11 protein-coding genes are annotated in these 11,546 nt (G+C 68.2%); 6 read left to right on the forward strand and 5 right to left on the reverse strand.

All coding sequences use genetic code 11. The features are described from left to right. Positions 1-123: 123 nt before the first annotated feature. The 5 genes from ACWIE7_RS17715 to ACWIE7_RS17735 all read right to left on the reverse strand — a co-directional run bounded on the left by ACWIE7_RS17715 (position 124) and on the right by ACWIE7_RS17735 (position 5,684). Complete coding sequence (locus ACWIE7_RS17715; RefSeq protein ID WP_452098468.1) at positions 124-537, reverse strand: excalibur calcium-binding domain-containing protein; 414 nt, start codon at positions 535-537, stop codon at positions 124-126. Positions 538-756: 219 nt separating this feature from the next. Then, positions 757-1,020, reverse strand: a complete 264-nt coding sequence (locus ACWIE7_RS17720) for a DUF3072 domain-containing protein (RefSeq protein WP_454057691.1) — start codon at positions 1,018-1,020, stop codon at positions 757-759. A gap of 44 nt (positions 1,021-1,064) precedes the next feature. Further along, complete coding sequence (locus ACWIE7_RS17725; RefSeq protein WP_454057692.1) at positions 1,065-1,748, reverse strand: TetR/AcrR family transcriptional regulator; 684 nt, start codon at positions 1,746-1,748, stop codon at positions 1,065-1,067. Between the two features lie 150 nt (positions 1,749-1,898). Next, on the reverse strand, positions 1,899-3,737 hold the full coding sequence (locus tag ACWIE7_RS17730) for a flavin-containing monooxygenase (RefSeq protein ID WP_454070130.1): 1,839 nt from the start codon (positions 3,735-3,737) through the stop codon (positions 1,899-1,901). Positions 3,738-3,935: 198 nt separating this feature from the next. Next, the gene (locus ACWIE7_RS17735; protein ID WP_344988655.1) at positions 3,936-5,684 is read right to left on the reverse strand and encodes a class I adenylate-forming enzyme family protein; all 1,749 of its coding nucleotides are present in this window, start codon (positions 5,682-5,684) and stop codon (positions 3,936-3,938) included. A gap of 102 nt (positions 5,685-5,786) precedes the next feature. On the opposite strand from ACWIE7_RS17735, the gene ACWIE7_RS17740 reads away from it, so the two are divergent. The 6 genes from ACWIE7_RS17740 to ACWIE7_RS17765 form a co-directional block, all read left to right on the forward strand. Continuing rightward, a complete protein-coding gene (locus ACWIE7_RS17740) occupies positions 5,787-6,638 on the forward strand; it encodes a TetR family transcriptional regulator (RefSeq protein ID WP_454070131.1) in 852 nt (283 codons plus the stop codon). A 207-nt stretch (positions 6,639-6,845) separates the two neighbouring features. After that, positions 6,846-7,817 carry a cyclase family protein gene (locus ACWIE7_RS17745; RefSeq protein ID WP_454070132.1) on the forward strand — a complete coding sequence of 324 codons (972 nt, stop codon included), beginning with the start codon at positions 6,846-6,848 and terminating at the stop codon, positions 7,815-7,817. Continuing rightward, the gene (locus ACWIE7_RS17750; RefSeq protein ID WP_454070133.1) at positions 7,814-9,466 is read left to right on the forward strand and encodes a class I adenylate-forming enzyme family protein; all 1,653 of its coding nucleotides are present in this window, start codon (positions 7,814-7,816) and stop codon (positions 9,464-9,466) included. The genes ACWIE7_RS17745 and ACWIE7_RS17750 overlap by 4 nt, the downstream gene beginning before the upstream one ends. A gap of 79 nt (positions 9,467-9,545) precedes the next feature. Next, positions 9,546-10,355 (forward strand): SDR family NAD(P)-dependent oxidoreductase, encoded by an 810-nt coding sequence (locus ACWIE7_RS17755; RefSeq protein WP_454070134.1) that lies wholly within the window; start codon positions 9,546-9,548, stop codon positions 10,353-10,355. Positions 10,356-10,445: 90 nt separating this feature from the next. Next, positions 10,446-11,291 (forward strand): aspartate dehydrogenase domain-containing protein, encoded by an 846-nt coding sequence (locus ACWIE7_RS17760; protein ID WP_344994127.1) that lies wholly within the window; start codon positions 10,446-10,448, stop codon positions 11,289-11,291. 31 nt (positions 11,292-11,322) lie between these two features. Continuing rightward, a partial coding sequence (locus tag ACWIE7_RS17765) for a hypothetical protein (protein ID WP_454070135.1) occupies positions 11,323-11,546 on the forward strand: 224 nt, incomplete at its 3' end.

An 11,546-nucleotide genomic window follows, 5' to 3' on the forward strand; every position in this document is an offset into this window, starting at 1 on the left:
ATTGATCAAGATAAAAGTAACTACCCCCGCTCCGCGGGGCGGGGGTAGATGACGACGCAGTCAGACGTCGGAGGGCCCACCGCCGCAGCGACAGGCCCTCCGACACGGTGCCCACTGACGTCCTTACTCGCAGGCCACGCCGTCGTTGTCCCGGTCGAGTGCCGGGCGGTAGGCGTCCTGGCCGCGGTAGATCGGAGCAATGCCGAGCCTGCGGGCCTCTGTGCAATTGGCGACGTACGTGGCCGCTGGGGCCTGCCGAGGGGCGGGAGCGGCGACAGGCGCCGGCGCGGGTGCGGCGACGGGCGCGGGGGCCGGAGCAGGCGCCGGGATGAACGGGAGGTCCCACACGAGCGGGAACGGCAGTGGCGGGAGAGCACCGGCCTCGGACCCCATCGGGATCGGCACCACGACCGGGGCGACGTCCGGAACCTGCACCGCCCAGGGGCCGATGTACACCTCGGCGGCGGAGGCTGCCGGAGCCACGGACATCAGTGCTGCGGCAGCCAGACCGGCCACCACGAATGAGCGTTTGATCATCGATTAAATCCCTAGTAGAGGACCACTTACGGATGCGCGGTAAGATAATTCTCATCTTATGACACAGTGCGAGCATCCTTCAGCAGCGCCCCCGGTGCTGCCGCCGCCCTTCTGGTGGCCGGTTACGGGACGGATCACCCTTGTGGCTACCCGAGCTCGGAGTGAAACGAGCCGGACCATCTGAGCGGAGGCCAGCACCCACCACGTCGGCGACCCCTGTCAGCCTCGGTGCGGGTTGCCCTTCTGCAGGCGGTCGATGTGCTCGGACGCCTCGGCTTTGCTGAGGGTCGCGGGTAGCTCCTCCCCCGCCTCACGAGCGAGGGTGTCGAGGTAGCTCTTCTGGGCCTGCGTCATGGGCTCGTCGCCGGTGACCCAGTCGTCCGGGTCGCGCTGTAGAGACGTGTCCCCGGGGTTCCGGCCCTCCGGCACGGGGGCGCCCAGTGTTTCGGAGTCATGGTTCCGTTCGGCGTCGGGATCAGTCATGGCTTCACGCTACGCAGCATCCGGGCGGCTTCAACCGCATCGGTTCAGGCGCCGTCGACCGGACCCCACGCCGCCACCCAGATCACCCGCAGGCTGTCGAGGGTCCGCTCGGATTCCCCCGGCGACGGTGCGCGCTGACGGTCCTTGTAGAACACCGCGGTGATCATGTCGGTCACCGAGGTGATCAGACGGAGGTGGTCCGTGGACAGTGGCGTGATCAGCCCTGCGGCCGCGTCCCGGTCCATCTGCTCGGCGAGCTGCCGGTTGAGCTCGGCATCCAGCGCGTCCCACCGGGCCCGGAGAGTGAGGTCGTATCCGGTGGCCTGTAGTCCGGAGAGGATCACCCGCGCCCGGCGCACCCACACGGAGTGGGACACCACGAAGAGCCTGTCGAAGTAGTCCGCGTGTGACTCGCCGGCCTTCCGGTGGTAGCTGCCGATCGCCGCGTCCCACTCGTTCCACACCGAGGACACGAGCTCCGACAGGACCTCGTCCTTGGACTCGAAGTAGAAGTAGAAGTTGGGTCTCTTGATCCCTGCGGCGTCGGTGATGTCCTTGACGGAGATCTCCATGACCGGCATCTGACCGAGAAGGCCCTCGAGGGCATCGAGTATGGCCTGCCGCTGGACCTCACCGCGGGACATCCGTCGCCGCCGGGTGCCACCGTCGTCGCGCACCGGGGGCTCGACGGCTGCGGCCGCGGCTGCCGGGGAGGTACGGGGTTCCATGGTGCACATCCTCTTGTCGCCGGTGCCCGCGCGGGACGCGCGGGGCCACTGCCCGATCATCAGATCAGATAGTGACCACCCGCGTGCCCCGCGCCTCCCGGGCCCCGTCGGCCGGCCCTCGGGGCGCCACGCCGTGCGACCGCCCGGACCTCAGCCGACCGGCAGCGCGGACCGCGACGGCTCCAGGGTCAGTTCATCGAACTGCCCGGCTTCCCACCAGTCCTCGATCATGTTCCAGAAGTCGATCTCCGAGGAGTTGTAGACATCCATGAACACCGCCTTGGACACATCGCCCTGACCGTTGTAGTAGCCGGGCGTGCACGCGCCCCAGTAGGCCATTCGGGGCTCGTTGGACTCCCGGACCTTGCGCACCCACCCGGTCTCGGCCTCGAGCGTCGGCTCGAAGGTGCCGAGACCGTTGTCCAACATGTGCTTGATGAGCCGGGCGGAGTGGCGCGCCTTGCGGTCGAGCATGTAGACGAAGTTGACGTAGTAGGCCGTCTGGGTCATCCCGAGCTCGACGAAGTTCGGGAAACCGTGGGTGAAGAACCCGTGGAAGGTCTTGGCGCCGTCGGAGAAGTACTCCTGCAGGGAGTTCCCGTCGCGGCCGATCACGTCGTATCCGTAGATCCCCGCCGGGCCGGACCCGGTCTCGAACCCGGTGGCAAAGACGATGCAGTCCACCTCGTGGTGCTCTCCCGCCACGACGATCCCGGTGGCGGTGATCCCGTCGATGCCACTCGGTGACGCCGCGAGGGTCACGTTGGGACGGTTGAACGTGTCCAGGTACTCGTCGTTGAAGCACGGTCGCTTACACATGTAGCCGAACCACGGCTTGAGCCCCTCTGCGGTGGCGGGGTCGGTCACGATCTCGTCGACGCGCGCGTGCGCGCCCATGAGTAGTTGCATGTCGGCGACCTCGGCGATCGTCGCCTGGTCGGCCGCCGGAAGGTCACCGACAGGGGTGTCGACCAGGTGCTGCCCGCCGAGCGCCGGGAACAGGTGAGTCCAGCCGTCGTCGACGTGATTCCCCTCGACCTCGTGGCCGGAGATGATGCCGTTGAAGTTGTCGTGCCGCTCGTACTGCCAGCCCGGCCCGAGCGAGGCCTTCCACTCCGGATCGGTCTTGCGGTTGTTACGCGGCTGCACGACGCTCGGGGTCCGCTGCACCACGACGAGTTCCTCGGCGTCCTGCGCGAGATACGGCACCACCTGGACGCCGGTGGCCCCGGTCCCCACCACGGCGACGCGCTTGTCCCGAAGGTTCTCCAGGTTCCCTGCCTGGGTGCCGCCGGTGTAGGCGTAGTCCCATCGGCTGGTGTGAAAGATCTTCCCCTGGAAGTCGCCGATGCCGGGCACCTTGGGCAGCTGGGGCTTGGTGAGCGCGCCGTTGCAGCGCATGAAGAACTTGGTACGGAAGCGGTCACCGCGGTCGGTGGTGACCTCCCACCGCTGCTGGGCCTCATCCCACGCGGCATGGGTCGCGCAAGTCTGGAAGTAGGTACGGCTGTAGAGATCGTAGTGCCGCCCGATGCGCTGGGCGTGTTCGAAGATCTCGGAGCCGTCGGCGTAGCGCTGGCTGGGGACGTAGCCGGTCTCCTCGAGCAGCGGCATGTAGATGTGTGACTCGATGTCGCACTGCACGCCCGGGTAGCGGTTCCAATACCAGGTGCCGCCATAGTCGCCGCCGTACTCGACCATCCGGAAGTTCGTGATCCCGTTCTGCATGAGGTAGGCCCCGGCGGTCAGGCCGCCGAAACCTCCGCCCAGGACCAGCACGTCGAGCTCCTCGGTGACCGGCTCGCGGGTGATCGGCTCACTGAACGGGTCGCGGTCGTCCACCTCGAGCACGTCGGACAGGCCCTGGAACTGGGCCAACTGGTCTTTCCGGAGCCGGGCCTGCTTGTCCTCCGCGAAGCGCTGACGGAGGTACTCGGGGTCGAAATCGATGTCGAGGGGGATGTTCGACTCGGGGAGGGTGAAGGCCATTCTCGCGTCCCTTTCCTGTGGTGCCGTCCACGCCTTAGGGATCTGGACGGCCTGTCGAGAAAACTTGACGCTGCGTCAAGTTGTGATCAGGATTACATGAGCTACGTGACGAACGCAACAGTTTCTCGAAATCTCGGCGCACTGCGACGCCCGGGGGCCGGCCGCGATCAGCCCACCGAGCCGGAAGCTCAGGCGCGTTCAGTTCTCGCGCAGCCTGCGGCGCAGGATCTTCCCCGTGGCGGTCCGCGGCAACGCATCCACGATCTCCACCTCGCGCGGATACTTGTAGGCCGCCATCCGGGCCCGGCAGTACTCGATCAACTCCGCAGCGGTGGCCACCTCCCCGTCGCGCAACGCGACATAGGCCCGCGCGGACTGCCCGCGGTACTCATCGGCGATATCCACCACGGCGACTTCCTCCACAGCGGGATGCGCCGAGAGCACCTGTTCAACTTCGTAGGGCCAGATCTTGTAGCCGGCGGCGTTGATCACGTCGCTGGAGCGGTCCACGACGAAGAGCCACCCGTCATCGTCGACGAACCCGATGTCCCCTGTCGCGAACATTCCCCTGCCGAGGGCGTCCGCGGTGGCGTCAGGTCGTCGCCAATATCCGGCCATCACCTGGGGCCCGGACGTCATGATCTCGCCGAACGCCCCCGGGGGCACCGGCAGCCCCGCCTCGTCCACCACCGCCACGGCCGTCCCCGGGACCGGGATCCCCACCGAGAGCACTCCCGTGTCGGGGTCGGCCGGCGCGCGCTGCCCGTAGGGAACGAGGTGCGTCGGCGACGCGGTCTCGGTCTGGCCGTACGCGTTGTGGATGTAACCGCCGAGCCGCTCGTCGAGCTCGTCCACGACGTCCGGGTCGATCGGCAGCCCGCCCGAGAATCTGATCCGCAGTGGCGCCAATCGCCCGGCGGTGACGGTCGGCTCCGCCGCGAGCGCCTTGTAGGCGGTGATCGCAGCGATCCCGAACGCCGGACGCCGTTCCTCTATCGCATCCGCGATCACCGTCGGACCGAACCGGTGCGTGAGCACGATCGGCGAGCGGGTGACCATCGCCAGGATGGCCGCCCCGACGAGCCCGGTCACGTGAAAGAGCGGCGACATCGCCAGGACCGGCTCCCCCGCGACGAGCCCCGACCAGTCGCGGTAGACCTGCGCGCTGACCAGCAGATTGCGGTGGGTGAGCATCGCGCCCTTCGGGGCTCCGGTGGTCCCGGACGTCGGCGCGATCACTGCCACGTCGTTCGGGGCGATCCGCACTGCGCCGAGCTGCCGGTCGGCGCTGCTGTCGGACTCGCGCGTCGACGGCTCCGGCACCGGTCCGGCCCCGGACGCCGCCGACGACGACACCGTGCCCGCGCGGGACGCCTCCGCCACGCTCGCCGCTCGCGCCTGGACCACCCTGGCCAGATCGATCGTGTCGGCGGGATCGCGTCGCCGGCATCCGTCGAACATGCGCAGGTCATCGCGTGCCTGGAAGTCCAGGGGCGACACGGTGAGCACGATCGGCACCCGCGCGGATCGCGTGCCGAGGACATGTCGCGCCACCTCCTCGTAGACGTCATCCAGACACAGGAGCGCAGTCGGGTCTAGGTCCTCCACGGCGAGCGCGAACTCCGACCTCTTGCTCATGGGACTGACCAGGGCGACTGTCCCCCGCGCTTTCCATGTCGCGAGAAGGCCGATGACGAATGCTGGATTGTTCTGCACGCACAGGGCGAGCCGGTCGCCGGCGCTGAACCCACGCGCGGCGAGGAGCGCGGCGACGGCATCCGACGCCGTGTCCACGTCCTGCCACGACATAGTGGTGTCGAAATAGTGGATCGCGGGCAGCTTCGGCCCCGCGGCCACCGCGGTCTGAAAGGCCGCCAGCACGGACTCATGCGTCGCGCCGACCTGCGCGACCGGCGCCCTGCGGCAGTTCTCGTCCTCGGCGTTCATTCCTGCAGTGTGGCCCACTCCGCCACCCTCCCGGCCGATTCCCGGACAGCCGGTCACGGACAGCGCCTCTGCGGACGGCCACACTCTCGTAATGTGTTCAGCATGCCCGAACAGGCCACGCGCGCCGACACCGGAAGCGCCATCCGCGCCGCCCGCCTCGATGCCGGACTCACCCTGCGCCGTCTGGCCACCGCGATCAACGTCAGCACCGGCACGATGAGCGCGATCGAGAACGGGAAGGTCGGCGTGACCGTCGATCGACTGAACCACATCTCCGGCGCTCTCGGTGTGCCCGCGGCCCGGCTGGTCCGGCCTCGACGAGCCGCCGTGAACACGGCCACGTCACGACCGCCGGCGGAAGGCTCGGGCTGGCGATCGTTCGACGACATCAGTCTGGATTCCGTGCTCGCGTCCGCGGTCGAGGTCTTTCGCGAGACCGGCTACCACGGGGCCACGATGCGGCTGATCGCCACCGGCGCCGACATCAGCGTCGCCGGCATCTATCACCACTATCCGAGCAAGAAACACCTACTGATCGAGTTGATCTCCCGGGCGCACGCCGACCTCGGGTGGCGTTTGAACGCGGCCGCCGCAGATGGCGCGGACGCAGCCGGGGGGTTCTCGAACATGGTGGAGGCGCTGGTGCTGTTCCGGGAAGAGCGCCGCGCACTGGCATTCGTGATGGTGACCGAGTCGTACCGGGCGGGCGTCCCGTTGGCCGGCGGCTCGGACCCGGATAACGGTGATATCCGCGCCACCCTCCAGGCGGCTGCCCTCCAGGCCGTCGAGTCCGGGAGTTTCAGCAATACTGAACCTGAACTCGCAGTCGACGCAATTCTCACGATGTGCCTCGCCCCGCCCTCCTGGACGGGCGCCGATCAGGCCAGCGACCCGGCGGAGCTGGCGCGCGATTACGCCCGTCTCGCCCTATCCATGATGCAGTACCGCCACTGACCTGGTAGTTCAGTCGAACTGAACCCCGCTTCCGCCGCGCCACCCCTGGCCTCGAACACCCGCCCGCGCCGCCCATCCCGTGTGATCCGGTTCCCCGAAAACACTTGACGCGCCGTCCTTGCGGTGAGACGCTCATCACAATGAACTGACCGAGTGAGCGCTCGGACCGTTCAGTAGCATTTCATCCACGCGAGAGGACCAGTCGATATGAGCCACGATCACGATGCCCCGGGCATGGGCGAGCTCCTGAAGGATTCACCGAAGAACTGGGGCAAGTGGGGTGACGACGACGAGGTCGGCGCTCTCAACTACCTCGGCTCCGACGAGGTGCTGCGCGGAGTGCAGTATGTGAAGTCCGGTCAGGTGTTCACGCTGCAGATCCCGATGGGCCATCCTCATGGCGACCCGGTGTTCCCGGGCCGGGAGGGCACCAGGCGCGTCAACGTCCTCGACGAGTCCTCGTGGGACGAGGGCAAGGAGGGCGCACCTGATTTCGCAGGCGGCCTGCACTACTCCGACGACAAGGCGGAGATCTTCCTTCAGGGTTCGACGCAGTACGACGCGCTGGGCCACGTCTGGTACGACGGTCAGATCTGGAACGGCTACGACGCGCGGACCACTGTCGGCGGCAACAAGAAGGCCTCGGTCCAGCCGATCGCCGAGCGTGGCGTCGCTGGCCGTGGAGTGCTCATCGACATGGCCCGCCACCGCGGCAAGAAGTGGCTCGACAAGGGCGAGACGTTCAGCCACACCGATCTCCTGGAGGCCGCCGAAGCCCAGGGCGTGACCATCGAGAAGCGCGACATCCTCCTCATCCGCACTGGTTTCATGACGTACTTCTACTCGGTGACGGGCGAGGAGTTCTACGCGAACTTCGTGGAGCCCGGCCTCACCTACTCGCCCGAGCTCGTGGACTGGTTCAACGAGATGGAGATCCCCAACCTCGTGACCGACACGATCGCCAACGAGGTCACCAAGGATCCGGTGTCCGGCGTGATGCTCCCCCTCCACTGCGCACTCATGCGCAACCTGGGCATCGTGCTCACCGAGATCTGTGACATGGATGCCCTCGCCGAGGCCTGCGCCGCGGACGGCCGGTGGGACTTCCTGTACACCGCCGCCCCGCTCAACATCGTCGAGGGCACGGGCGCGCCGGTGAACCCGGTGGTGCTGCGGTGACCAGCGCTTACGACGACAAGATCTGGCTGGACCGATACCCGGACCCGTCACGTCATTCGATCGAGACCGAGTTCGAGACCGCCCTGGAGATGTTCGCGGCCACAGCACAGCGCGTGGGCGACGGACCGCTCATCGAGTATTACGACAACGCCATCTCCGCCCGGGAGCTCGACGAACTGTCGGACGCCTTTGCCGCGGGCATTCTCGACGCCGGCTTCAACGCCGGGGAGCGCGTGGTGATCTACGCCCAGAACATCCCGCAGTTCGTGATCGCCCAGTTGGGGACATGGAAGGCCGGAGGCATCGCCGTCTCGGCCAACCCGATGTACCGGGCGCGCGAACTCACCGAGATCCTCCGGGACTCGGGGGCGACGGTGCTGGTGTCGATGCAGGATCTCTACCGGGATGTGGCAGCGCTGGTCGTGGACGCGACCGACGTCCGGACGGTCATCACGACGTCCGAGCTGGAGTACCAGTCCGCGAACCGGGGGCCACTGGCCAGTGCGACCAGGATCGACTGCCCTGACACCGTGGACATGGCCACGATGCTGCAGAAGTACCGGGGTCAGTCCCCGCCCGCCCCCGAGCTGAACGCCGACTCGATCGCGTTCCTCACCTACACCTCGGGGACGACCGGCCCGCCCAAGGGCGCCATGACGACCCACCGGAACGTCGTGTTCAACGCCCAGACCTATCGGGACTGGATCGGTCTCGACTCGTCCGACGTGGTGTTGGGTGTGGCCCCGCTGTTCCACATCACCGGCCTGGTCGGACACATCGCGGTAGCGCTGCTCACCGGCGCCCCGCTCGTGCTCATGGGCCGGATGGATCCCACGGAGACCCTCCGGACCATCGAAGAGCACAAGGCCACGTTCACGGTCGGTTCGATCACCGTGTTCATCGCGCTGATGAATGCCCCGGACGTACGCCCGGAGTCGCTGGCCACGCTCACGAAGATCTACTCCGGCGGCGCGCCCATACCTCCGAGCACCATCCGGGCGTTCGAGGACAGGTTCGGTCACTACATCCACAACATCTACGGACTTACGGAGACCACCTCGCCGTCGCACGGTGTGCCGTTCGGGGTCCGCGCCCCGGTCGACGAGGCCACCGGGGCCACCTCCGTCGGTGTCCCGGTCTACAACACTGTCGTCCGCATCGTCGACGAGTCCGGTCAGGATGTCCCGCCCGGTGAGGTCGGGGAGCTCGTGACAGCCGGGCCGCAGGTGGTCGCGGGGTACTGGAACAAGCCCGAGGCGACGGCCGACGGGCTTCCGGGCGGCGTACTCAAGACAGGCGACGTCGGGTACATGGACGCCGACGGCTGGTTCTACATCGTCGACCGAAAGAAGGACCAGATCAATGCCTCGGGCTACAAGGTCTGGCCGCGTGAGGTCGAGGACGTGCTCTACGAGCATCCGGCCGTCCGGGAGGCCGCGGTGGTGGGTGTTCCCGACGAGTATCGCGGCGAGACGGTGAAGGCGTTCGTCAGCGTTCGCCCTGGCGCCACGGCCACACCGGAGGAACTGATCGAACACTGCAAGGCCAGGATGGCAGCGTACAAGTACCCGCGGGAGGTCGAGATCATGGACGACATCCCCAAGACCGCGACAGGCAAGTTGCTCCGTCGCGAGCTGCGCCGCACCTAGCCGAGCGAGACGGCCTCACAGTGCCGGGCCCCGACACAGGCGACGACCACAGTTCGCCTTCCCACCACAGGAGTCAGTCATGAACCATCCCCCTGCCGGTTCACTTCGGATGACGGATCCCGTGTGGTTGGAGGGGGCGGGTGTGGTCGTCACCGGCGCTGGCAGTGGCATCGGTCGGGCCCTTGCCCGTCGGCTGGCCGCGGCCGGGGCGCGCGTGGTGGTCAACGACCTCGACGCGGCCGCCTGCGAGGCCACCGGGCAGGATATCGGCGCTCTCGCGCTGCCCGGTGACGCCGCCTCCGCCGACGGCGTGGCCGCCCTGGTGTCAGGGGCACTCGGGCACCTGGGGTCGATCGACGCGTACTTCGCCAACGCCGGCATCGAGACGGGAGCCGACGCAAGCCCGGCCGCGTGGGAGCGCTCGTTCGCCGTCAACGTGATGGCGCACGTCCACGCCGCCGACCAGCTGCTGCCGGACTGGCTCGAACGGGGCGCGGGACGGCTGGTGGTGACCGCCTCGGCCGCGGGCCTGCTCACCATGCTGGGCAGCGCGCCGTATTCGGTTTCCAAGCACGCGGCCGTCGCCTATGCCGAATGGCTGTCGGCGACCTACGGTGACCGCGGGCTGACCGTGCAGTGCCTGTGCCCGCAGGGCGTGCGGACACCGTTGCTCCCCGGGGGCTCGGTGGGTGAGGTGGTGTTCGGCGACGACGTGCTCGCCCCGGAACAGGTGGCCGAGGACGTGATCACCGCCTTGCACGGCGAGGAGTTCTACATCCTCCCCCACCCGGAGGTCGCGACGTTCTTCGCCACGCGCGCCACCCAGCCGGAACGTTGGCTCCGGGGAATGCGCCGAATGCAGGCGGAGCTCGACTCACGCTCCGGCTAGGTCCACCTTCTCGGCCCTCCCTGCCACACCCGGGCAGCCGCCGACGGCTTTCCGGGCCGGGCGACCTGGGACTGGGTACGGTTGCCGGGTATGACCCCTCCGCCGCCTTCCCCCGTCGCTTCAGATCGGCCGCTGCGCGTGGCCGTGATCGGTTCCGGCGCGATCGGCGGAGCCGTGGTCGAGGCGATCGAGAAGGGGCGGGTCCCCGACGCGCAGCTGGTCAGCGTGCTGCGGTCGGACAGCACGGACGCTGAGTTCGACCGGGCCATCGCCGCGGCCGACGTGGTGGTGGAGGCCACCACGGTCGCCGCCGCGGAGGAGTACATCCCGCGGGTCACGGCTACCGGCAAGGACATCATCGTGTGCTCGTGCGGGGTCTTCGCCCGACACGAGAATCCCCGCCACCTGATCGGTGCTTCGGCCGCGCCTGGCGCAGCTCGCGCAGGCAGGGTGCTCGTGCCCGCCGGCGCCGTCGGCGGGCTGGATGTACTGGCGGCCGCGGCCCGGGCCGGTACCGCCGACGCCCGCCTGCGCCACTACACCATCAAGAGCCCTGCGGCGCTGGGCGTGGAGGGCGGGCTGACCGAGCACCGCGAGGTGTTCCGCGGAAGCGCTCGCGAGGCGGCCCTGGAGTACCCGCGCACGTCCAACGCGTCCGTTGCTCTCGCGTTGGCGACGCTCGGACTCGACCGCGTCGAGGTGATCGTGCTGGCGGACCCCCGGGTCACCCGCACCCGCCACGTCGTGGAGTGGGAGTCCCCGATGGGCAGCTACGAGATGAGTTTCGAGAACTGCCTCGACCCCGACTCCGGCGGCCGCACCTCCGCGATCACCGCATGGTCGGTCGCGGAACTGCTCATCGGTATCCACGACGGCGTCGGCCCGGGCGCGGTCGTGCTCGATCCTCCGGTGGAAGGTGTGCCGATGGGCCCCTAGCGTGTGCACCCAGTCGATCGAGAGGTGCGATATGAGTAACGCCCGCCCGTCAGACTCCGGTCCGCACGAGAGCCCGGAGACCGGGAAGCCCGGCCCCGCCGGCGCGCCCGGCGAACCGCAGACCCCGGATCACACCGGCACCGAGCGCGTATCCGAATCCGAGACGATGGAGCAGAGCCCGACTCCTCAGCCCGGCAGAACGGGTGCGTACGTGTGGATCGTGGTTGTTGTCGTCGTCGTCCTACTACTGGTGAT

It is taken from the genome of Dietzia sp. NPDC055343, from assembly GCF_053645265.1.